This is a genomic window from Shimazuella sp. NTD248 (assembly GCF_059510395.1).
The window spans coordinates 76,818-100,586 of sequence record NZ_JCAJZT010000004.1; the positions used below are offsets into that span (position 1 = coordinate 76,818).

Genomic DNA, 23,769 nt, shown 5'->3' on the forward strand with positions numbered 1-23,769 from the left:
TTAGGCTTGGATGAATACCAAGAAATAGATGATCTGCTCAAAGCAATTGACAGACAACAGCGAATTACTAAATTAGAACAGCGGATACGGCGAAACCTCAAACCTGAACAAGAAGCTTTACTTGATCAAAAACTAAAAGAGATCGGTGAGGTTGCAAGCCCAGCTTCCTCAGAAGATATAGAAGATCATACAGATCAAATAAGGGAAGTATTGAAACAATTTATGGTTCATGTGGAAGAAAATATTCCCGATGCTACCCCAGAAGACTTGGAAAACTTCTTTTTCAAAGTTGCACTTAACGACACAGGTCTTACTGGCAGATATGAAGAGGAGCAGCGAGACAGAGAATACATCCGGGCAAGAATGAAGGATTTAAGAGGAGAAGAACGCTCAAAAGTAGAGGAGTATCTAGCTGGTGAGCATCAATTTGTACCGAAAAAAGAGGCGGAAATAGAAGAAGGATTTTTCAATTGCTCTTATAGCAAAGTCGAAGATGAGCACGGATATTGGCACTTTGTCTACAACGATAAACAAAAGCTGATCTCTTATCAAGAGATCGAAGAACAATTACAATACCTTTATCATAAAAGAATGGAACTTTTAAAAGAAGAAATCTTAATGGGAACCGAAAAAGCAGAAGTAGAAAAAATTCTCGCATCAGCAGGATATATCCCATTAGGAGAATTAGAACGGCTAAATGAAAGAACGACAGTTCAAAAATATGGTCTGAACAGAGGCGGTAAAGATATCTTTATCTACCGTATCATGTACAATTCCAAAGATGAAATTAAGCAAAAACGCTTTGTTCGCAGAGATGAGATTTAAATTAGTAATGAAAACCATAGAAAAAGAAAGGATGAGAGCTTTGTCCGATATGATTGGGGCGCCGAGGCATTATGTGGAGGAAATGTTGGGTAGGAAGTCTTTATCACTAAAAAAAGAAGTGAAAGATGGAGATAGGACCGTCTGTTATTATGGAAGATCATTGGAAGAAGAAGGTCATTGGGAGTATATCTATGACAAACATGGTTCTTTAGTAAGCTATCAAGAATTGGAATATGTTTTAGCAAAGCAGTTTAAAAGAAGAATGATACGAGATTTAGAAAAACACATATTAATAGGTGAAGGCAAGCAAGAAACAGAGGATAAAATAGAAAATATTCTCTTTTTGGATTCCATTGGAAATGAGAAAATAACGGACACAGGAACTTCTCAGGTATATGGAATGAAGAATTATGGTGTAGATCAATCTATAATCATTGTTTACTATGACAAAAATGGATTGGTATTAGATCGGAAATATATTAGAGATTAAAAGAAGTACTATAGAAATAGTAAAAAAGGATAGGCTAAAAGAAAGTCACTAGTTCTATCCTTTCTAAATTGTATAGTAAAGGAGTATTTAATATTAATTATTTATTATCAGACAATATGATGAATAGAATTTTGTTTAGCAAAAAAAATATGGTATTGTCTCGAGGGAAGTTCAAAGATTTTGGTAAACCTACAGTTAAGAAGAGAAGTACTTCTACACTAAAGAGCATTAATTCAAAAGAAATTTTGGCATCAAAAAATATTTTGGGAAAATTTAAAGAGATTAAATCTATTGTAGAAGGTGTTGATTCATTAAAAGGGATTGCAAGGTTAAATGAAATCTCTAGAGATGATGTGTTCGCTGAAAAAATAAAAGAGCAAATGGAACTCAACGGAAATTGTATAGAGTATATAAAAGATGACATGGAAAAACTAGGACGTATAAATAATGAAGAAGTAATTGAACTTACGGAGTCGAATTGATATGGCTAAATCCGAGGTAAAGCAGCTAAAATTATCGTCAAGTAAAATAGCTACAATAATTAAAGATATATACGATACCCCTGAAACTTATTTCAAATTCGCGCGCTCCGCAGAGGTAAAAAGAGAAGGGTTTACCGCTAATCATTTCTCAGAAGCTTTAGAAAAGGCTGGTTATAGTAAAGATGAATTAACGAAGTTGATGAGTCTAATTCACTTACCAGCTTGTTGTATGACAGATCAAGAGTGGAAGTTTATAAAGGAAGCACGAGAAAAGATACCACCTTTACAGGAAGGGGTAAGAGTTTTCCATGAGTTAGAAAAAGATAGTTACTTAGGAACATCGAAAGAGAGGAATTTCGATGGTATCGTAGGTTTTGTTGCTGATCCTCGCCTCTATCAAGATAACTTTACGAAAGAGGAACTCATCTACAGTGTTCTAAGGTTGGATTTTGAAGGATCAGATCATCTGGATGGAGATGATACAAAGATGTATGCTGTATATTTTTCAGGTCCAGATGTAGGTGAAAAAAGTAAAGTTCCATTTCAACGAGAGATCACAGTAAACGAGAAAGGTGAAGTTTCAGATAACGTACCTTACAATCCATTTACAGGGAATGGTTTTACTTCTGCAAGAAATAATATGATTATTCCAGAATATCAAATTTCTTATAAAGATCGGGTGCTTTTTCAAAACTGCGATGTGCTGCTAGGTCATTTTGATAAAAAGGGTCAGTTTCAACCACAGTTAGTCTATGTCGATGGGAAATGGAAAAACATAGACGATATTTTCAAAGCAAATGAGGAATTACAGGCGACTGATCGAAGCTTGGAAAGGCAGCAACCAAGAGATCACTTAGAGATAGATGCAAAAGATATCCCTTGGGATGGGGTGGAAAGATAATAAATGAAGTAATGAGAAGAAAGGGAGATTATTTTTAATAGGTACTCTATTTGAGCAAAAATAGATACAAAAAATACCAAGCGAAGATATGCACCTCAGACAAGGGCACAAGTCTCGCTACGTCACTTCGTTCCTAGTCTCGCTTTGCACGGCTGAAGCGTCCTTTGTTGCTCTTTACAACAGACGCGGAAGACGTGCATATTGGAACCTACGGTTCCAAAGTACTACTTTTTGGGGTGGATTAGCGGATTTGGAATGAAATGTTAGTGAATTTGCTCATCTGGAGTAGGTATATATTCCTTTACAAAGAAATGAAATCACCAATGTTTTGGCAGAGGAGTTACATATGAAACGAATACAGTGTGAAGATGGAACATTTGTATTAGATGGCAATCAAGTCCGCTATGAGTTGCCAATATCAAAAGTGCGGATACATAGTTATGAAGAGTATAGTGAGGCTGTGCCAGATGTAGACTGTGCAGTGCCGTTTACATTTGAAAGTGCAATGCAAGAAGGGGTATTTCGGGTTTTTTTTGAAATAGACCCAGGTTATATGCCATTGGAGAAATTTCGTTTAGCCAATAATGTTGCTGAGATTGTGACACAGTTAATATTTCTCGGGCAATATTTTGAGAGACAACAAGAAGTATATACCTTCTATCAGCCAATCAATATTGTAATTGGCCCCTCAAATGAGGTGAAAGTTTTGTTTCGCGGGGTTCAAGGGCTGTTTCCAGACCGTGAACCTGATGTGATATTGGAATCCATCAAACAGCTCATTTTTTATTTGCTGACAGATAATATGTCTTTTGGAGAAATAAAGAGATGGGGAAAAGAAGTAGGCACAAAGATCCATCCTGCGTATTCCCATATTGGAAAAAAATTAGCAAAGGCATCGACTTGGTTTGAACTAGAAAATATTGATTATACCAATCGTATAGCGATCGAGGATCAAGCAAAGCCCAAAAAGAAATGGAGCTTGATTCCTACAAAACCAAGGCAAGTCTTACCTTCTGTCTCTAATCAAAATGGAAATGGTGCTAAAAAAAAGAAAATAGTGATCCAACCGAAATGGATTGCCATAACGTTTGGTGTACTCGCCCTTCTCACCCCCTTTTTGTTGCCTAAGCAAAAGATTAATCATGCAGACCCTGTTCCAAATCAACAACAACAAACAGCTCTTTTGCAAAATGGCGTCCGATATGCTGCTACAGGCAAATATCAAGCTGCTGAAAAGATATTTAAACAGCTAAATTTTTCTTCTTTGTCTTCAGAGGATAAAAAAGTAGTTTTGTATACATATGTGAGAACAGGGCAGATTCAAAAAGCATTAGATTTAGATTCAACATACGCTCATAGCATTGTTCAGTATTTGGAGGAGAGGGATCAATTAAAAAAACTTCTGCCAATCAAGAGTAACTCCGTCATCATTCAATTTGAGCAAGCGGTTTATAAAAGAGAAAACAAGACAATTCTTGAGCTATATAGGCAAGTACCGGTTAATGTTCGAAGAGGAAAAGCAATCATTCGAGCTTATGCAAGTGAAGGCCGCCTTCAAGAAGCAATGGATTTTGCTAAAAGCACAAACCAAGAAAAAATCATAAATTATGCAAAGCAAAAAACTGGCCTCAACTAATAAACTTACTTGTGATAATTTTCCCCTCGAATAATCTTAAATCCTCGATAAATTTGTTCCAGCAAAAATACACGCATCAATTGATGAGGAAATGTCAATTTGGAAAAAGAGAGCTGTAGGTTTGCTTTTTGTATCACTTCAGAAGATAAGCCATCGGAACCGCCAATAATAAAGGTAAGATGGCTATTTCCATATGTTCCTAAATGGTTTATTTTCTCAGCGAACTGCTCGGAAGAGAAGCTTTTCCCCTCGATACTTAAGACAATGACAAAAGTATCATCTGAAATCTTCTTGATGATTTTTTCTCCTTCTTTTTGTTTTCTTGTGGTAATGCTCCCCTTATTCTCTTCTTCGATTTCAAAAATAGTAAGTTTTGTATAAGCTTGTAACCTTTTCTGATACTCTGCACAAGCGTCTTTCAAGTATTTTTCCTTTACATTTCCTACGGCAATGATATTAATCTGCAAGGTTTGATTCCTCCGTCTCTTCTTCTACTGTTAGAAAATAAGCAGCAGGTTGTTTGCACCAGTCACAACTTTTATGGTCGTCCGAATCAATTACTTCCATCGTTGGAGCTACTGCGTATTTGTCGATAAAATCTTCCATTACATAGTCGATATGTTCCTTGCAGGCATACATTTCTATCCACATCCTCTAAAGAAAACTTGCCGACTGCCAGCCTTTCAAGGCGCAGACAAAGGCCTAGTTGCACTTGATTTATATTTTTCTTATCTACTATAAAAATAATGCTCCGCTATATAGCGAAGCATTGTTTATGATAAATCTTTTTGGTTGTCTTGTCTATTTCATCAAGGCCCTTCTGCAAGAGTTACAGATACAGTAGATTTCTTTCCACTACGATAAATTGTCAGCGTAACTTTATCCCCGATCTTCTTCGTATAAAGATATTTACGTAGTTCAGAGCTATTGGCGATAGATTGTTTATCGATTGCTACAATTACATCACGTGATTTCAATCCGGCTTTGGAAGCAGGAGTGTTTGCATCAACTGTTTTGATTAAAACACCGGTTTGTACAGATTGAGGAAGTTTTAATTCATCCCATGCAGAAGGTAACATTTCTTGTAAATCATAAAGTTGAACGCCTAAGTATGGTCTAGGTACATGACCTAATTTGATCAGTTGTTGAATGACAGGTTGAGCGTCATTAACAGGAATAGCAAATCCAAGTCCTTCTACTCCACTTTCGGCGATCTTTAAGCTATTGATACCAATGACTTGACCAGCTGCATTTACCAAAGCTCCCCCACTATTTCCGGGGTTGATCGCTGCATCTGTCTGAATAACATCGGTAGCATTTGTTTCCGTTACATCAATTGTGCGTTTCGGTGAACTGATTACACCTACGGTTACAGATTGGGAAAACTGAGGTCCAAGTGGATTCCCAATGGCTATCGCAGGTTCTCCAGCCTGCAAGGTGTCAGAGTTTCCAAACTGAGCGACTTCGGTTACACCTGCTGAATCAATTTGCAGGACAGCTAAATCTGTAATTTGGTCATAACCTAAAACCTTTGCTGGTACTGTTTTAGATTTATCGTTGCTCAATGGAATGACAACCTGTACTTTTTTGTTCCCTTCAATTACATGGAAATTCGTTACAACTAAGGCCTTCCCATCGGATTTTTGAAAGATAATCCCGGAACCTGTTCCTTGTTTTACATTTTCGGTACTAAAAGGATCATCAGAGCTACCGAGATTTTCAACTCCAACAACTGCTGACCGTACTTTGTTTACCGCTTCTGTAATCTGTGAGTTGACTTTGACACTCGTTGTTTTACTGGGGGTATACTGTGTAGTTGTATTCTGATTTTGCCCGAGTGAGTTATCAAAGTATCCTATTCGTGCTAGTAAAGGCACGAATAAAAGTGTAATCAGTCCACCGATGATCGCCGAGACGATACATAAAAATACAAGAGATCGACGACGTGGACGCGGTCCATGACTATTACCGTAATATTGGTCATTATAGTACCCCATAGGATTTCCCCCTCGAGATCATTTATTGAAAGTCCACGGTTTGAATCATGTGATGAATGGATTGAGTGCGTTAACTGCCTAAGAATCCTACGAATTCAGTCGTGTGGAGTCTCATAAAGTATTTGATTCTACCCCACATAATATGCAGTTTAAGCACTAACTATTGCCGATTGTATTTTTACTTCTTGTAAGGGAGTAGGTCTATCTGGATATGTTTCTTTGAGTACAATGTCTTTTCCAACTTGAAGACCAGCTTCTTCTAACGTATTTTTGACTGTAAGATGTGCTAGTTCCAGCAAGTTATTATCTTGACTTAAGTGTGCAAGATATACTTGTTCACCCATTCCTTTTATAATTTCTAAAAGGGCAATTGCTGAGTCTTCATTCGATAAGTGACCAGTATCTCCTAATATTCTGCGTTTTACATTCCATGGATAGCTTCCCATTCGCAGCATATTAACATCATGGTTACTTTCCCAAATCAGACTATGGACTCCAGCGAGAGATTGGATGATTTTCTCATTGACATAACCGAGGTCTGTAACGATTGCCATTGATTCATCTTTTTCAAAGAAACGAAATCCCATCGGTTCAGCTGCATCATGAGAGATAGGAATAGACTCAACGCCTATATCAGCAATGGAAATAGAGGAACCTGTATCCATAAAATGAAGCATAGAAGTGGGTATATCTCCAACACTAGATGGAAGATGTTGATAGGTTGCTTCGTTTAGATAAATTGGCAGCTGATATCTTCTTGCCATGACACCTAGTCCCTTTACGTGATCAATATGTTCATGAGTTACAAGGATAGCAGTGAGGCTTTCTGGATTCACACCAATTTGTGTTAGTCTCCCTCCTAATTGCTTACCACTTAGTCCTGCATCGACTAACAGACGGGTATTTTCAGTTTCTATGTAGAGGGCATTTCCAGAGCTACCACTTGCTAGTACACTAAACTTCACAGTAAATACTCCTATCTATACATCCATTTTCCCTGTAGACCTGCGCAAAGATCTAACTTGTCAATCCTTTGTGTATTACTTTACCACTTCTACGCTTTTAACTGAACCAAAGCTGATGGCGTAGACATCATACTGTTTCTCATCTAGCCAAAATCTCCATACCGGAATGAAGAAGTATGTCCCATTGTTATATGCTTGTGTTTGGTATCCCAATTGAATTTTTGTGATATGTTGTGTTTTGCTGCTTGCTGTTGCATTGATCAAGTTGTACAGAGCAGTGTTAAAGTCGGTAACTGCAAATACTTTTGATGTTTCTTGTAGGTTAAAGTGATTCAAATAGATCGATTGAATTTGGTTGTTTGCTACTTCGACTTCTACTTTTCCTCCATACAATGGTCGACGATCGATGTGTTGTACAAATACCCATTTTCCAGTTAGTTTGTGGGGTTTAGATTGCAGCTGATAGTCTGAGAAATTAGGTACTTCTTTGGATAGTACTGCATTTAACTGTGTCACATTGTGTATCGTCATGGTATTAGGGGCAATACGTTTTTGGTAACCCCGATTTAACTCTTGCCAACCACTGATTTTAGTAGGTGTTCCTTGCCATATCTTTAATTCATCAACGTCTTTTGGTCTTGGGACATCTAGTTCGATGCGATTATCTGCAAGTAAACTTCTAATTTGAGTATTACTAATCTTATCCACTGCAAGGGAGGCGTTTTTTTGTTCCATCGTTTGTTGGATTTGAAAAATCAAAAATAAATTTACTAAGACGAAAGCTGTAATCAGATAATTTTGCGCTCGTTGCCAATCCATTACGACACGCCTCCTATCTGGACCTTTTCGCCATTAGATAGTTCAATTTGCCAGCAAGGAGTCATTACTACTTGTCCATGAGAATTGTTTTTCGCTTTGTAAATAGGATAGATTCGGTTTATGGAAGTAATCGGTATTTGTTTTTTTGTTAATTCGGCTAGGATTGAATCTTTATTGGGCAGAGTGAAACTAGTCTGTTTCGTCGGTTTTTTTGACAAGTAGTTTAAAGAACGTACATATTTGGATACAGCATTGAGGCTGCTTCCTGCTTGAAGTTGAATCGTATCCAAATGTGGATTTTTTGTGGTATCACCTTCCCAATAGACCGGCAACGCTTGGCTTATTAGACGAAAAGTATACAGATGTGCATTCTCTTGCTGAGACATTTTGTCTAAAATATAATTCCCAGTCCAGCCATGATGCTTGTCCATAAACTTGGTGTTAATCACATCGATTTCATTGCCTACACCAAGGGATGTGGTGCCATCTGTTTTTGAGTTGTCTACATACACCATATATGATTGTTGTTTGTAATAGGTTAAGATTTGGTTGTTATTCATAAAAACAGATTCATTTTTTGATAGATCGATCGGTTCGATGTTATCACCTTGAAATAACCACTCTTTTATACTATCAATGCTGATCGTTTGTTTGGAATAGGTTAACTGTGGAATGGAACTATTTCCATTCGGCATATAGAGAATACGAGAAAAAGGTTTATTTTGATTTGCTTTGTCCCATGGATTTTCTCCATTTGTAGGAACTGCTTCAAGATTCATTAGATTTGGCGTCTGTTGAACCTGTTCTAAAATTTTGGACCATTGATTAACATCAAAATCTGTATTTGCTTGGATCACTTTTCCATCTTGATCGGAAATAAACCAGATACTACTTTTTTTCGTCACAGGATTTTCAAATAACCACACTCTACTGATGGTAGATATTTTTTGAAAAAGAGGTTCATTTTTTAATAATTGGAAAAAGAACGCATCTAGTTGTTCTACTGGTAAATCTTGAAGAAAAGACATTTCCAAACCATTATTCTGATGGAACAGGAGATTCCAATCATCTGTAGTTGGAGTGATTTCCTCAAATCCATCCAATTTTATTCCATGTATGTTATGTATCAACTTGGAAAATAGGGTGGACTGTTGTTGTGTGATCAATTGGTTTTTCCCTTGCGTATGAGAAATAAGAAAAGGTGGTGCAGTTAGTTGGTATAGATATTTCGGGACATAATAGTTATCTTTGGCGATATAAGGTGCTGGGAGATAGGCGATGTTTTGTTCATCATAGGAAGGTGTACTATACCATAAAACAGCTGTAAGAATCACACTAGAGATGACGAGAATCACCAGACTAATGGTTTTTATTTTATTGATCAATGCCATTAGCCTCGCTCCTTGTAGGTAAAGTAAAGAAGACCGTTGTCCCCTGTTCATACTCACTTTCGATCCATATCTCCCCATTATGGGAATGAACTATTTCCTGGGCAATAGACAATCCTAAACCAGTTCCTCCAAGAGTCCTTGATCGGGCTTTGTCCACCCGATAAAAACGTTCAAATAAGCGACTTATATCTTGTTTAGGAATACCAAGACCAGTATCAGAAATGGATATTTGGATCATATCGGAATCGCTTTGTATTGCTTTTATTGTAATGGAACCAGTAGCTGGTGTATATTTTACTGCATTAGAAATGATATTATCCAAAACTTGGTCCATCTTATCACGATCTACTACCACCATCGGAAGTCCATTATCGATTTGAAGCCGTAAAGCGATATCATTTTGTTTACAAGTCATGGAAAAACGCTCATAAACAGGCTGTAGCAGATGCTCGATCGTTATCGGCTGTCTATCAAAGTAAGACTCACGTGCATCTAGTCTAGACAACTGTAAAAGATCGCTTATCAGTCGGGCCATACGCTCTGCCTCAGTATCGGCAACATTGAGAAAGTGAGAGGCGATATCCGGTTGATGAATAGCTCCATCTTTTAATGCTTCTAGATAACTTTTTATTGTGGTCAGTGGTGTTCGAAGTTCGTGAGAAACATTGGCGACAAAATCTTTCCGTTGTCTATCAAGCTTTTCTTCTTCTGTTACATCACTGAGTACTGCAATAAGCCCAACAAGTTCTTTTTCACCGCGCTTGATGGGAGTAAAAGTAGCTTTAATCATCATAAAAGCGTTTGGGTCATTTGGATGGAGTTCGATGTACTCTTCATGAACATGATCCAGTGGAAAGGCAATATTCTCTTCCATTGGCAGAATATCTTTTAATCGATCACCAAGTTTAATCTCGGAACCAATCATTTTTTCAACCCAGCTGTTTTTTACAATGATATTTCCTTTATGGTCTGTAGCTAAAACCCCATCACTCATATTTGCAAGTACCGTCTCCAATTTCTCACGTTCTTCTTCATTTTGAGATAGGGCTCGTCTTAAATGAGCAGCGAGATAATTAAAGGCTCTAGCTAATCTTCCTATTTCATCATCACTTTTTACTGCAACCTGCTGATTAAAATCTCCTGCTGCCATAGCTGTTGCTTGTTGTGTTATTTCTTTTAGCGGAGTAGTAATGGTCCGTGATAATAAAATAATTAAAATGGCAGTGGTAAACAAAGTGACGGATGCTGATCGGAATAATAGTTCGCCAATTCTCCTGATTTTTGCATAGATTGGGTCCAGCGAGGCTTCTATATATATGGTGCCAATTCTTTGCTGGCTCGTATTTTCCAATTGTTTGATGTAGATTTGATAATCTTTTCCGGTAGCTCGATCTCTACGAATAAAAGTGGAATCCAGTTTACCAGTAGCATTTTGGGCACGTAAATTCTTTTTACCTATATTTTTGGAATTGGCGGTACTTGAGCTGAGAACATATCCTTGATCATCCAATATTTCAATCTCTACAGTAGTTGTCGTACCGTTTTTTGTATTCAGGTAAAGCAATTGTTTCAAAAATTTATCGGTTTCCTGTTTGGTTTCTGTTAAGGATTTATTCTCTTCGAGTACTTGGGTCATAGGTGAATTCAATAAGTTGGCCTGTGACCGTAAGCTTTCAATAAAGTCATCCGAGTAAAACTTTTGTAAGGAATTGATAAATGTTACTCCAATTAATTGAACCGATATGAGAATCAATAGAGAGAATATAACAACTAGTTTCCATTGTAAATTTTTAAATGCTTGTAACATGTTGTTTACTCCGACTGCGGATTTCGCATGGTGTACCCGATTCCACGTCTCGTGATAATATATCCAGGTGCTCCAGGGTCATCCTCAATTTTTTCACGTAGACGACGAATAGTAACATCAACTGTACGAACATCCCCAAAATAATCATAGCCCCAAACCGATTGTAACAAGTGTTCGCGTGTTAATACTTGATTGAGGTGTTTTGATAAGTAGGATAATAATTCGAACTCGCGATGTGTTAGATCGATCGTCTTATCTCTCTTTTTCACCACAAAGCTCGCACCATCAATTGCTAAGTCTCCTATAGATAAGATATTTTTATCTGGGGCTTGAATCGTTGTTTTTTCTTCGGATTGTTTACTGCGGCGTAAATTTGCTTTTACACGTGCTAGTAATTCTCGATTGCTAAATGGTTTTGTCACATAATCATCTGCGCCCATTTCTAACCCAATTACTTTATCCACTTCAGAATCTTTTGCAGTAAGCATAATAATAGGCAGTTCCGATACTTGTCTCACTCTTCGGCAAACCTCAATACCATCTGATCCTGGTAACATCAAATCGAGTAACATCAGATCAGGCGGTGCGGACAAAGCAGCTTGAATTGCTTCATCCCCATCATGGATACATTCGACTTGATAGCCTTCTTTTTCTAAATTGAACTTTATGATATCCGCGATCGGTTTTTCATCTTCCACTACTAAAATCTTCGCATTCAACTTACCCAACTCCCGTTTCCACAGATAAAGCTATTTTCGCATAATTAGATGTAAGAAAACAACTTATAACATTGTGAGCGAGAAAACCCACGGTAGGGGTAGTGGGATGGAAGCGAGCGTCAGACGAGGGATACCTTTTGTCCTCTCACAAGTCTGACTATTTTTTTACTATACTTGACAAATTGCAAACATACGATCTATAAATGTTCGCAAAATTCCAACAAGGAGGTGATCTCATGCATAAATCCTTTTCCTATCGACTTCGACCGACCCCAGCACAAGCTATGCTGATCCACAAATCCATCGGTTGCAACCGTTTTGTATTCAATCATTTTCTTGGGGAATGGAACAAAGTGTATCAAGAGACCAGGAAAGGGCTGACCTATTCCACTTGTTCCCGTGTTTTGACCGAGAAAAAACGAGAATTCGAGTGGCTGAAAGAAGTTGATTCCACTTCTCTGCAAAATACCTTGAAACACCTTGCGGACGCCTTTCGGCGCTTTTTCCAAAAACAAAACGATGCCCCGCGTTTCAAGAGTAGGAAAAATCGGGTGCAAGCGTATACCAGTCAGTGTAACTATCCCAAACATGGCAGACCGACCATCGAAATCGAAGGAAACAAAATCAAATTACCAAAATTAGGATGGGTTACGTTTGTCCCCTCCCGAGAAATAAGTGGTCGTATTTTGTCCGTCACGATTCGTCGAACCTCAACAGGAAAATACAACATATCCATCCTTTGCGAGGGATGCTACTTGCGATCCGTTCCCGCGAGAAAAGAAGCCATTGGAATCGATTTGGGGCTGAAAGACTTTGCTATTTTTGATGATGGAACGAAAATAAATGCGAACCGAGTTTTTCGCCACTATGAACAAAAGCTAGCTAAAGCGCAGCAAGCGATGGCACGTAGAAAAAAAGACGGTTCCAACTGGCACAAAGCCCGCATCCAAGTGGCTCGCATCCATGAGAAAATTACCCATGCCCGCCATGATTTTTTACATAAACTATCCACGAAACTGGTGAACGAAAACCAAGTCATCAGTATCGAAACGTTACAAGTGAAGAACATGGTGAAAAATCATAAGCTGGCAAAATCGATCACCGATGCTTCGTGGTCGGAGTTTGTTACGATGTTGGAATACAAAGCAAAAGAATACGGAAGAAAATTGGTGAGAGTAGGAAAATCCTTCCCATCTAGCCAGCGTTGTTCGAGTTGTGGCTATAAAAATAAAGAAGTGAAGAAACTACAGCTGCGAAAATGGACATGCCCAGAATGTAACGTTCACCATGACCGAGACATCAATGCGGCCAAAAATATTTTGCAAGAAGGTAAAAGATTACTTGCCGTGGGGCTCACGGTCTAAGCTTGGTAAATTTCCTTGTAGGTTGGAGGACTACCCAAGAATCCCACGGCTTTAGCCGTGCGGAGTTGTCAAGGAGTGTGTTTATTTCGATTCTGGACACTTCTTAAAAAAACTGTAAAAATGGGCGAGCTTCCCTAGTATTTCGGGAATAGGATGGATGTTAGAGGAGGGAGAGTTATGGTTGTCAAAAAGAAGAGAGCGTTTCAGGAAATCGCCAGTAAAGGTTTAAAGACCATCATTTTAGAGCGTGATTCATGGATGAAATCCTATATGCCCAAAACGGTTTGGTATCGAGAAGATCGCCTGCTTACCATGTTGGATACATTTGGTACCGTATTTGTTAAACCTGACAAAGGCGGCGGTGGTGTTGGCATTATTCGTGTAAAGAAAGTAATAGATGAACTAGTGGAGTGTAAAAGTTTAAAGCACCATAAAATTGTGCCAAGGGAAAGAGTTAATGCACTCATTGATACTTATTTAAAGCCTAATAAACGTTACCTTATTCAACAAGGAATACCATTAGCGACGATAAATGGTCGTCCATTTGATATTCGTTTGATGCTCCAGCGACTAGAGCATACATGGGAGCTGACAGGGATAGCTGCAAAGCTTGCTGCACCAGGAAAAATCGTGACTAACTTTTGCAAGGGTGGAAAGCCTTATACTGCGAGGGACGCCGTTGCTAAAGTCTTTCCGGATAATGCACCTAAGAAAATGGAAGAACTTAAGAAATTAGCATATCGGGTTGCATATGTATTATCGGACCGATTCAAAGGGCTTCGTGAATTAGGTATTGATGCTGGCCTTGACATTAATGGGAACATATGGGTGTTTGAAGTGAACACTAGACCTACCTATGGAATGTTCCGTAGATTAAAAAATTTACAAATGTATAACAATATAAGAAGAATTCGCAAGCAGATTGTATAATTGGTTTAATTTTTCCATTTTTGGTGATTTTGACGTGCGATCTTTGCTGTTGTAACAGAAAATTAACATGCAAAAAGCATGTTTTTTTCATTTCCGAGAATATACGAGCTTATTCGACAAAGTATTCTGTTGACGCAGACTATTGGATACTGCTACCATTATTATTAATTCAAAGTAATTTAACAAATTTAATTGTTCAGCATTTAAGTTTGTTAAATTGGATGAGAAAAATTTTGGAAAAAGGTGTGTTTACAAATGTCATCTATCACAGTTGGTGTATATTTAGGAAAAAAAGATCGTCTCGTTCGTTACTGGTATGAAATTCTGCCAAAAGGTCAATTTCCAATGTTGGTAAAATATTGCATCCAATCTTATCTTCGCAACAATTATTTTCCATTACAATCCATTTGCGATCCTAGAATGTTGAAAGAACAAATCCAAACCAAAAGTGATTATGTTCCTACTCAGCGCAACGTTACTTTTACACCTGATGATGGTCCTGTTTATCAATGGATAAAGAACTTGGAAAGCGGTTACCGCAGCGAAGAAATCAAGAATATTTTGAAAGAAACCGTTGTGCATACTTTGCTTCAAGATCAACAATTGTTTGTTCCTCGTCATGTCGGACAAGCTCAATATGTTAATGAACCACAAGCAATGTATGCTTATGGAGACGATGCTCAAAAACTTACTCTGCTCAAAAGAGAACAAGTTGCTGTAGAAGAAGCTTATCCCATGTGGGAAAAAGTTGCCAATCAAACAGAAACCGAAAAAAAAGAGGTTCGTGACGAAAAAGGATTTACACATTTAGTGAATTATATGGGTTAAGGGTAATTTATCCCTTACGTGCTTTTCCCATCTAATGAGGAAAAGTATTTTTTTTGCTTAAAAATCTTATAATCGAAGAAATATAAAATAGCGAAATTTGATATGTTTTGTCGAAATACCCATTATTAGGAGGATTCTTCACGGAAAAAGTGGAAACAAGTTGAAATACCACTTTCAGGATTGAAAAGGTAAACTCAGCCAAAATAAAGATGGATTAAGAACAGGAGGATCAACTTGCAAGAAGATTGTCAGCGTTTTTATACTCGATTTTTATATCATGTGTTTGATCCATGGTTTGTCAGCCATCCTCTTTTATATAGTACTGTTTTAGCTGCTTCTATTCTTTTATTAACTGGCCTACTTTTAATGAGTAATCGAGCTATTGCCCGTTTGCCTAGATATTCATATATGTTCTGTGTTCTGTTTATGTTAGCTTTGATCGATACCCTCACTTTGAAACTATCTATATTTCCAGTGTACCTCATCGTCTTTGGGATAGTACTTGTTCGATCAGACCGAGAGCGCATTAGTATAATGACATTGTTGTTTGCAGGTGTATATTTGGGGCTTAAATTCTCTACTTCTTGGTATTCCAGCCAAAATTACGATATGGCTTCTAAATTTATTACCTTTGTTCTCGTGAGTTGGATTGGCGGTAAGGTACGGCATGCCTTCCATGAACTCCGTTTGATTCGTGGAAAAAATCTCCATCTAGTCAATAAGCTAAAAGAAGCTCAACATCGTCTTTGGGATTATAATGATGAGATTGAAGAGACGTATCGAAGGGATTATTTGACAGGACTATACAATCTGGGCGGCTTTCAAGAACAAGTTCATAGGGGCTTAGAGAAATGTTGTAATCATGAAGCTTACCATGTAATCAGCATTGATTTGACCGATTTTAAACGCATTAATATGAAAGAAGGTATAGAGTTTGGCGATCAATTGCTGATTCGCTTAGGCTCTTATTTGAAAAAATATTTGCCGCCTTATGTACACCTTGCAAGATATGATGGGGACCAGTTTGCAATCGGTTTACTTGCGGACAATGCAGATCTTCGTAATGTTCTTCAATCGATAGATATTGTAATGGAAGAACTGCGCAATCAACTGCCATATCTTCGGTATTGTATTGGGACCGCAACCTATCCAGAAGATGCGAAAAATGCAGATGAGCTCATTCGAAGAGCAGAGGAACGGCTGGCTATTGAGCAGCGGAGAGTACGTCATAATGAAGAAGAAAAACGACGGCATTTGGAAAAACTATCAGCCGTGGGTCAACTGGCTGCTGGTCTTGCACATGAAATTCGAAACCCTCTTACTTCGATTCGAGGATTTGTTCAAATTTCTGCTAAAGAGTCAAGTGAAGTGAAAAAATGGGAATCTATTATCCTTCCAGAAATTGACCGAATTAACGATTTATTAAGACAATTTCTCAATCTGAGCGAGGTTCGACCTACAAAATATTCAACATTTAGTTTAGATCAGTTAATGAATGATGTTTTTAGTTTGATGGAACCTAAGGCAATATTGATGGGGCATGAGCTCACTTGCCATCCCCCAAAAAATCCTGTCCAGATGGAGGCAGATGGGGAACAATTAAAGCAAGTATTGATTAATTTGATTCAAAATGGTCTTGACGCACTTGTTGTAAAAGGAAGAGTTGAACTGAGTTGGAAAGAAATGCGTGATCGAGTTTGCATTCATATTCACGATAGTGGAGAAGGTATCAAACCTGAAAATATGAACCGTATTTTTGATCCATTTTTTACAACAAAAGATGAAGGAACTGGTATGGGATTATCTATTTGTCATCGGATCATTACAGAACATGGGGGACAGATTCATATGACTAGTCTCCCAGGAAGAGGTACTACTTTCCATATTCATATCCCTCGCGTTTTGGAAGATTCCTCTTGTATGGAACCTGATTTAGAGGCTAATCTAGAGATTAGTAGCTAAAGGTATCATGAGGAGGAATTCTGATGGATGAAAAAAAACAAAAGCCGCAGTTTCAAATTGTTACTGGCAAATCGACGACACACGGTGCTTACCATACAGGTGTTTTAAATCTTAGCAATCTATCTGCTCTCTGGGTGAATAAAGATCAAGCCAAGATTGACCTTGGGCTGATTCATGCAAAAAGTGCATTGGAACGTGGAATAAAATTTATGACGAATAAAGATGAAGTAGATGGAGAACTGTACTGGGTTGTCTGGATAGCAGTTGATCGTAATGAGCATGGTCCATACTATGCTGGAGTTGCAGCATGTCCGATGGTTGTTAATAAGGAAACACGAAGAGGTTGGAAAAACTTGGCCCAGCATGTAAACCGTATGGATGATGCATTAAAGCGTAAAATTCGTTTAGATGAATTGGATCAACAAGAAAAGAAACAATTGCAGGACTTTTTCATCAAACATGATCCAAGTATGTGGGAAAATAGTTCTGAAGAGTTAAAGACACTACTCGCTGAATAAGTGACAATAATATGAACATAACTTAGAAAGTATTGTAAGATATTGTAGTTGTGATAGGATTACAATGTTTGGAACCTTACTAGGACACAAAAAAGGCGGACTTCCACCATTTGGTAGAATCCGCCTTTTTTGATGTTTTTTTACCTAGTTGATTAATTAAAAGCCTAACCATTTTGCTATTTTGTCTACTAATGATGGAGATCGAGATGGAGATACAGATGGAGACGGAGACAGAGATGGAGACAGAGATGGAGGGTTCTGCTCCTGTACAGGGCAAGGTATAGTCGGTTCCGTTCCCTCTGCAAAGTACTCCATTTTTTGACTTGGGCAATTTTCATTAGCCAAGTATCCAGATTGTTCATCGATATAGACGGCTTTTACACCTGTTGGAATACTAAACATCCCGAGTGGTTGGTACGATGCTACTTGTTTCATATATTTTCCCCAGATATATTGGGACAGCCTTGCTTTATCATGAGAGAGCGCTCTTCTCTTGTCATAGCCTACCCATACTGTTGTTAATAAATTTGGATTATACCCGATCAACCACCCATCACGATTGGTAGTACCTGTTTTTCCTGCTATAGCTCCAGAAAACATTTGTTTTACTCTTTGTCCTGTACCGCCGGATTGGAATACGCTCCGAAGTAAATTTGTCATCAAAAAAGCATTTGCTGGGGTAGTAACAGTAGTTGACTTCGGTTCGTTTGAGACAATAGTTGTCCCATCAGAAGCAACAATTTTACGGATCCCAAATAATTCTTGTCGGTTTCCGTTAGCTGCAAAGGCAGTATAGGCCCCTGTCATTTCAAATGGTGTGACTGGATAACTACCAAGAGCTAACGATGGTGTTGGGGACAGATTGCTTGCTATTCCAAGTCGTTTTGCCATCTCTATCTCTTTGTCGATTCCTATTTGAAACTCTGTTGTAACTGCATAGATGTTATCGGATTTGGCAATAGCTTCTCGTAACGTAATTGGTTTATTGGCGTAGTTCTGTTGATAATTGCTAGGACGATAAACGCTACTTCCATAACTAAAAGAAGTTGGCTGGCTCATAATCTTCGTAATAGGAGTAAACCCATGTTCCAAAGCGCTTAAGTACAGGATTGGTTTAAAGGATGAGCCTGGCTGTCGATGGGCAAATACACGATTATAGGGAGAGGATTGATAGTCTCGACCTCCTACCATCGCTTTGATTTGACCTGTACGAGGATCAACGGATAATAGTGCTCCTTGCAATTTTGGATGATTTAAAAGTGTTGTGGTCACTGCTTTTTCAGCATCTTTTTGCATTTTTCGATTTAAGGTGGTATAAATTTTTAAGCCGCCGCTGCGAACCCAGCTCTCATCTAATCCATACTGATTTACTGCTGTACGAATGATGTAATCACGAAAATAATTAGCCCTCTGGGTTTCTAGTTTGGTTGGACTATGAATTGCTAGTTCACCAATACCCGCCTTATATGCTTCTTGTTTGGTAATCATATGGTTTTGAGCCATAAGATTTAAAATAATGTGTTGTCGTGATTTCGCACGTTGGTAATGTTCGTAAGGAGAATAGTATGCTGGCCCTCTAGGTATCCCTACCAAAAAGGCACATTGGGATAAATTTAATTTATCTACTGGTTGTTGGAAATACATTTGAGAAGCCCGATTAACCCCGTATGCTCCATTGCCATAATAGATTTTGTTCAAATACATCTCCAAAATTTCTTGTTTACTATAATGAAGTTCGAGTTGAATCGTGAGCAATGCTTCTTTTATTTTTCGGCTCCATGTGCGATCATGAGTGAGGTACAAGTTTCTTGCTAACTGCTGGGTAATCGTACTTGCGCCTTGTGTTACACGACCTGCTTTTATATTAGCCCAAGCGGCTCTTAAGATTCCTTTTATAGAAAAACCAAAATGGTGATAGAAGTTTTGGTCTTCTACAGCTAGAGTGGCCCCCACCAAGGCTTTTGGGATTTTATTCAGGTGAACAGGTTCTCGCAATTCTCCATTATCTATTCGATCCATAAGCATATTTTGATCGTCATAAATCATGCTGGATGCACCGATATCTGGTGGTGGCAGCGGTTTGGATTTGAGATACAGAACGAGTACGAGTAGACATACAGAGCAGATAAACCCACAGATGGTGAGTAATCGAAAGATATTTTTAATTTGTTTAAAGCGTCTCCACCAAGTGAAATCATCAATAGCGTTTGAATCACTCTTCATGATGTATTCCTCTTTTCCACGACCATACTAGTAAAACATCACACATAGTTTGTGGGAAAAAGAGGAAATTCATTCATATTTATTTTTGTGGCGAGAATACACAAAAATTCATGCGGGAGTGGAATAATGCAACAGGCTCGACTTGGATAGGATAAGGACAACATATCTTATATGCGTAAGGGAGAAATGAAAAAATGGATATGGAACTATGGTATACAGAAAAACAGACGAAAAATCATGGTATTACTACAAAAATAAAAAGAACACTTCACTCAGAGGTCACTGAATTTCAGACTTTGGATGTAGTAGAAACACATCAATTTGGAAATTTGCTCGTGTTAGACGGCATGGTGATGACAACAGATAAAGATGAATTTGTCTATCATGAGATGATTTCTCATGTAGCACTTCATACCCATCCAAACCCAAAACAAGTGCTGATTGTTGGTGGAGGTGATGGCGGGGTTGTTCGTGAAGTACTAAAACACCCTTCTGTAGAGCGTGTTGTATTAGCGGAGATTGACGGCCGGGTAATTGAAGCTTCCAAAGAATACTTCCCAGCTATTGCTTCTGGACTGTCTGATCCTCGTGTCGATATTCAAGTAGTAGATGGTATACGTCATATTGAAGAGCATCCAAATACATATGATGTTGTTTTGATTGATTCTACAGAGCCCGTTGGGCCAGCCGTTGGATTGTTCCAAAAACCCTTTTATCAAAAAGTGTCTGAAGCATTGAGATCAGATGGGATTATGGTCGCCCAAACGGAATCTCCTTGGTTTAATAGAGACCTTATTCGTCAAGTCTATGCTGATATTTCCAGTACTTTTCCAGTAACTCGTTTGTATACAGCAAGCATTCCTACTTATCCAAGCGGCTTGTGGAGTTTTACTCTTGGCTCCAAACAATACGATCCATTAGAGGCAGATGAGACAAAGTTTGCTGCGATAGACACCAAGTATTATCAAGCTAGTATGCATAAGTCATTATTTCAACTGCCTGTATTTGTGCAAGAATTGACAGAGAATAAGGAGTAAAGTGGATGCGATTTGATGAAAAATACGCAGGAAATGTGTTTATTGGTGCATCCGATGATTTAGATGTATCGACTGCTGTATTGTATGGTATGCCTATGGATTGGACCGTAAGTTTTCGACCTGGAGCCCGCTTTGGACCCAACCGAATTCGGGAATCCTCATTGGTACATGAAGAGTACAGTCATTATCTAGGTCGTGAACTTACAGAGATTTGTTACTATGATGCAGGAGATATCCCCCTTGCTTTTGGAAATCCAGAAAAGAGTTTACAGCAAATAGGTGATTTTGTAAGGAAAGTACTCGATTTGGGAAAAATTCCTATTGGCATGGGTGGGGAGCATTTAGTTACTTGGCCTGTAGTAGAACAAGTGGCGAAAAAATATCCAAATCTAGCAGTCCTTCATTTCGATGGACATGCTGACTTGCGCAGTGATTACGAAGGGGAGATGTACTCCCACGCTACACCGCTGTATAAGATCTCAGAGTTAATCGGTGGGGAAAATGTATACCAGTTTGGTATTCGCTCGATAACAAGAGAAGAAGTAGATTATACAAAGTCAGCAGGCATTCATTTTTATCCCTTTGATGTTTTGCAACCATTAGAGCAAGTGCTGCCTAGCCTTGGGGGGAGACCTGTGTATGTAACCATAGATATTGATGTGTTAGATCCAGCTCATGCTCCAGGGACTGGCACACCAGAACCAGGTGGGATTACCACTCGAGAGTTGCTAAGTAGTATTCATGCTGTAGCACGTTCATCTGTCCATGTGGTCGGAGCAGATTTAGTAGAAGTAGCGCCAGCTTATGATCCTTCAGAAAAAACACCGATAACTGCGGCAAAAATTATTCGAGAAATGCTATTAGGTTTTATAAAGAAAACTTGACGACTGGCAAGCCTTTCAAGGCGCAGACAGAGGCCTAGTTGCACTTATGTAGATAAGATAAAATTTTACTTTCATATCTACTCAGATAGGGCTATTTTAGGGCCCTATTTCTGTATTCTATAAAAAGAGGTGAGAGTATGCCTAAAACATTGTTTATTAAATCAACGATCCATGCAGCAGATAGCGATTATCCAGAAGTGATTGAACAACAATTCGATGCTGAATTTTTGCAAACCGAAGACGAATTGCAGATTTTATATCAAGAGGGGGAAGGGGAACAAATTTCAACCGTAAGGATATTTTCCTATGAAGATAAAATGATTATATTGCGAAATGGACCTATTCGCTATCAACAAACGTATGTAGTAGGGGAGCCGATCCTCTGTAAGATGGAACTGCCCGGAGGTCAAATAGAGATGATTGTCCATACGCATTCCTATGTCAGGACTTCCAAAAGTATCACTTGTCAGTTCACCCTAGAAGAAAGCAATCATATGAATTTAGGAGATTACCAGTTAGAATTAGAATGGAAGCTGTAAGTGCTTTCATAATTTAACAAAACAGCCATATTTAACTTAAATATCATTTCTGTGCGAATTCATTTAAAAAATCTAAAGTTGAATTTTATCTTTTAGATAGACAAAGTCTTATAAATTGCCTTATACTACAGACAATGATACTACTCAGAAAGTAAAGGGTATTTGGCAGATTAAGGCATTTAATTATCTGCGAAAATAATTGGATTGTTACAAGTGATTGAGTTGAAGTTTTCGCCTTCATTTTATGGAGAAAGGTCGTTATTCCAAATGAATTACTTAAAAATTTAATATCTTTAATTAAAGGCTTAATTGATTCTTCCGTTTAGCTCCTATTTTTCCACAATTATCAATCGATATAACATGCTTCTTTTTTTGAATCATATAGTCAACTTAGAATGGATGTTATAAAATGTTCTCAGGATCTAATGAATTATTTTATCTGATATTGGCTTGAGGGAGGGGATTACCTTGAACCCAACAAGAAACGCACGGATGAAACAAGTCGCAAGAATCATTATTTACCTTGTCTTGGTAGTCTTCTTAATTCGAAATTTAGTGGATGTCTACTTCCAAATAGCTGGGAGTGATGAACCAGCAGTTAAACAGACAAGTACATCTAATGAAGTACCGGAAACAGCAAAGAGTGTCGCGAAGTTATTTTTAGAAAATTGGTATTCCATCAAACCAGATGGTGAAGATGATGACCGCATTGATAAGTTAAAACCTTTTATAACTCCAGATCTATTAACCTATATCAATGCTAATGCAGATATAAGGATCAATTCGGATCAAAATCAAACCTCTGGTACTGCAACACAAAATTCCGCAACATCAAATAACTCCACCACGACGAATTCAACTTCAACAAGTACATCTTCAACAGGTGATCAGCAGCAATCATTCCAAGGTGCGAGTGCAAAAGAAGTGGATATTTGGCAGGCTACATGGAAAGATCAAAAAAACAATATAGCTCAGGTTATAGCACGATTACAAACAAATGATGACAAAGCACTTTTCCTCGCTATTCCAGTAGAGAAGTCAGGCAGTACTTGGCAAGTATCATCACTGCCAGCTTTGATAGCACAGCCCGAAGGAGCAACGAGTACAGACGATCAAGATCAGCCTCAGGCTGACATCAGCGCGAAAAAAGATGCTATGACGACGGTATTAGAAGATTTCTTCAGTGACTGGTTAAAAGGTCACACAGAAGCCAGCGCACTCTATATGGCAGATGGGAAACCAATACCGACAACCAATTGGGAAGAAAAACTGAATGCGCAATTTGTAGGAGTCCAAGATATACAGCCAGACAGTAGTGACAATCCATTAAAAGTTAGTGTTTATATCTCTATGAAAGATACAAATAATGTGGAATTCCAATTGAATTACCACGTAACATTCCAAGAGAGAAATGGGAAATTGTTTATTGTTTCCATTAATTAAAATAAGGGG

General features: G+C 38.2%; 23 protein-coding genes. 14 read left to right on the forward strand and 9 right to left on the reverse strand.

The window, feature by feature from the left end; all coding sequences use genetic code 11:
- Positions 1 to 6 precede the first annotated feature (6 nt).
- From AC5WOE_RS10005 to AC5WOE_RS10025, 5 genes are all read left to right on the forward strand, one after another.
- The gene (locus AC5WOE_RS10005; RefSeq protein ID WP_496052528.1) at positions 7 to 825 is read left to right on the forward strand and encodes a hypothetical protein; all 819 of its coding nucleotides are present in this window, start codon (positions 7 to 9) and stop codon (positions 823 to 825) included.
- A gap of 40 nt (positions 826 to 865) precedes the next feature.
- Positions 866 to 1,315, forward strand: coding sequence for a hypothetical protein (locus AC5WOE_RS10010; RefSeq protein WP_496050051.1), 450 nt, complete (start codon positions 866 to 868; stop codon positions 1,313 to 1,315).
- Between the two features lie 131 nt (positions 1,316 to 1,446).
- Positions 1,447 to 1,797: a hypothetical protein gene (locus tag AC5WOE_RS10015; RefSeq protein WP_496052529.1), complete on the forward strand. Its 351-nt coding sequence runs from the start codon at positions 1,447 to 1,449 to the stop codon at positions 1,795 to 1,797.
- Between the two features lies 1 nt (position 1,798).
- The gene (locus AC5WOE_RS10020; RefSeq protein ID WP_496052530.1) at positions 1,799 to 2,698 is read left to right on the forward strand and encodes a hypothetical protein; all 900 of its coding nucleotides are present in this window, start codon (positions 1,799 to 1,801) and stop codon (positions 2,696 to 2,698) included.
- A 346-nt stretch (positions 2,699 to 3,044) separates the two neighbouring features.
- Complete coding sequence (locus AC5WOE_RS10025) at positions 3,045 to 4,334, forward strand: hypothetical protein (protein ID WP_496052531.1); 1,290 nt, start codon at positions 3,045 to 3,047, stop codon at positions 4,332 to 4,334.
- Positions 4,335 to 4,339: 5 nt separating this feature from the next.
- Here AC5WOE_RS10025 and rlmH read toward each other — a convergent pair whose 3' ends face one another.
- From rlmH to yycF, 8 genes are all read right to left on the reverse strand, one after another.
- Positions 4,340 to 4,801 (reverse strand): 23S rRNA (pseudouridine(1915)-N(3))-methyltransferase RlmH, encoded by a 462-nt coding sequence (gene rlmH, locus AC5WOE_RS10030; RefSeq protein WP_496050054.1) that lies wholly within the window; start codon positions 4,799 to 4,801, stop codon positions 4,340 to 4,342.
- Entirely contained in the window at positions 4,791 to 4,973 is a 183-nt protein-coding gene (locus tag AC5WOE_RS10035; RefSeq protein ID WP_496050055.1) for a CxxH/CxxC protein, read from the reverse strand. Before AC5WOE_RS10035 ends, rlmH begins: the two co-directional genes overlap by 11 nt.
- Before the next feature lie 170 nt (positions 4,974 to 5,143).
- Complete coding sequence (locus AC5WOE_RS10040) at positions 5,144 to 6,331, reverse strand: S1C family serine protease (RefSeq protein WP_496050056.1); 1,188 nt, start codon at positions 6,329 to 6,331, stop codon at positions 5,144 to 5,146.
- A 149-nt stretch (positions 6,332 to 6,480) separates the two neighbouring features.
- Positions 6,481 to 7,296: an MBL fold metallo-hydrolase gene (locus AC5WOE_RS10045; protein ID WP_496050057.1), complete on the reverse strand. Its 816-nt coding sequence runs from the start codon at positions 7,294 to 7,296 to the stop codon at positions 6,481 to 6,483.
- A gap of 75 nt (positions 7,297 to 7,371) precedes the next feature.
- On the reverse strand, positions 7,372 to 8,115 hold the full coding sequence (gene yycI / locus AC5WOE_RS10050) for a two-component system regulatory protein YycI (protein ID WP_496050058.1): 744 nt from the start codon (positions 8,113 to 8,115) through the stop codon (positions 7,372 to 7,374).
- Complete coding sequence (gene yycH / locus AC5WOE_RS10055) at positions 8,115 to 9,506, reverse strand: two-component system activity regulator YycH (RefSeq protein ID WP_496050059.1); 1,392 nt, start codon at positions 9,504 to 9,506, stop codon at positions 8,115 to 8,117. The genes yycI and yycH overlap by 1 nt, the downstream gene beginning before the upstream one ends.
- Positions 9,490 to 11,313: an ATP-binding protein gene (locus AC5WOE_RS10060; RefSeq protein WP_496050060.1), complete on the reverse strand. Its 1,824-nt coding sequence runs from the start codon at positions 11,311 to 11,313 to the stop codon at positions 9,490 to 9,492. Before AC5WOE_RS10060 ends, yycH begins: the two co-directional genes overlap by 17 nt.
- Before the next feature lie 5 nt (positions 11,314 to 11,318).
- Complete coding sequence (yycF, locus tag AC5WOE_RS10065) at positions 11,319 to 12,032, reverse strand: response regulator YycF (protein WP_496050061.1); 714 nt, start codon at positions 12,030 to 12,032, stop codon at positions 11,319 to 11,321.
- A gap of 236 nt (positions 12,033 to 12,268) precedes the next feature.
- Here yycF and tnpB point away from each other — a divergent pair, with 236 nt between their 5' ends.
- The 5 genes from tnpB (at position 12,269) to AC5WOE_RS10090 (ending at position 17,634) form a co-directional block, all read left to right on the forward strand.
- The gene (gene tnpB / locus AC5WOE_RS10070; protein ID WP_496052532.1) at positions 12,269 to 13,396 is read left to right on the forward strand and encodes an IS200/IS605 family element RNA-guided endonuclease TnpB; all 1,128 of its coding nucleotides are present in this window, start codon (positions 12,269 to 12,271) and stop codon (positions 13,394 to 13,396) included.
- Positions 13,397 to 13,573: 177 nt separating this feature from the next.
- Complete coding sequence (locus AC5WOE_RS10075) at positions 13,574 to 14,326, forward strand: YheC/YheD family protein (protein WP_496050063.1); 753 nt, start codon at positions 13,574 to 13,576, stop codon at positions 14,324 to 14,326.
- A gap of 255 nt (positions 14,327 to 14,581) precedes the next feature.
- On the forward strand, positions 14,582 to 15,154 hold the full coding sequence (locus AC5WOE_RS10080; RefSeq protein ID WP_240875309.1) for a hypothetical protein: 573 nt from the start codon (positions 14,582 to 14,584) through the stop codon (positions 15,152 to 15,154).
- Between the two features lie 234 nt (positions 15,155 to 15,388).
- Positions 15,389 to 17,116 carry a sensor histidine kinase gene (locus AC5WOE_RS10085; protein ID WP_496050064.1) on the forward strand — a complete coding sequence of 576 codons (1,728 nt, stop codon included), beginning with the start codon at positions 15,389 to 15,391 and terminating at the stop codon, positions 17,114 to 17,116.
- 23 nt (positions 17,117 to 17,139) lie between these two features.
- Positions 17,140 to 17,634 carry a YwhD family protein gene (locus tag AC5WOE_RS10090; RefSeq protein ID WP_496050065.1) on the forward strand — a complete coding sequence of 165 codons (495 nt, stop codon included), beginning with the start codon at positions 17,140 to 17,142 and terminating at the stop codon, positions 17,632 to 17,634.
- 156 nt (positions 17,635 to 17,790) lie between these two features.
- Here AC5WOE_RS10090 and AC5WOE_RS10095 read toward each other — a convergent pair whose 3' ends face one another.
- Positions 17,791 to 19,857 carry a transglycosylase domain-containing protein gene (locus tag AC5WOE_RS10095; protein ID WP_496050066.1) on the reverse strand — a complete coding sequence of 689 codons (2,067 nt, stop codon included), beginning with the start codon at positions 19,855 to 19,857 and terminating at the stop codon, positions 17,791 to 17,793.
- Between the two features lie 200 nt (positions 19,858 to 20,057).
- Between AC5WOE_RS10095 and speE the strand changes: the two genes are divergently transcribed.
- The 4 genes from speE to AC5WOE_RS10115 all read left to right on the forward strand — a co-directional run bounded on the left by speE (position 20,058) and on the right by AC5WOE_RS10115 (position 23,760).
- A complete protein-coding gene (speE, locus tag AC5WOE_RS10100; RefSeq protein WP_496052673.1) occupies positions 20,058 to 20,894 on the forward strand; it encodes a polyamine aminopropyltransferase in 837 nt (278 codons plus the stop codon).
- Positions 20,895 to 20,899: 5 nt separating this feature from the next.
- On the forward strand, positions 20,900 to 21,778 hold the full coding sequence (gene speB, locus AC5WOE_RS10105; protein ID WP_496052533.1) for an agmatinase: 879 nt from the start codon (positions 20,900 to 20,902) through the stop codon (positions 21,776 to 21,778).
- 137 nt (positions 21,779 to 21,915) lie between these two features.
- Positions 21,916 to 22,317 carry a YwiB family protein gene (locus tag AC5WOE_RS10110; protein WP_496052534.1) on the forward strand — a complete coding sequence of 134 codons (402 nt, stop codon included), beginning with the start codon at positions 21,916 to 21,918 and terminating at the stop codon, positions 22,315 to 22,317.
- 468 nt (positions 22,318 to 22,785) lie between these two features.
- Positions 22,786 to 23,760 carry a conjugal transfer protein gene (locus AC5WOE_RS10115; protein WP_496052535.1) on the forward strand — a complete coding sequence of 325 codons (975 nt, stop codon included), beginning with the start codon at positions 22,786 to 22,788 and terminating at the stop codon, positions 23,758 to 23,760.
- Positions 23,761 to 23,769 lie beyond the last annotated feature (9 nt).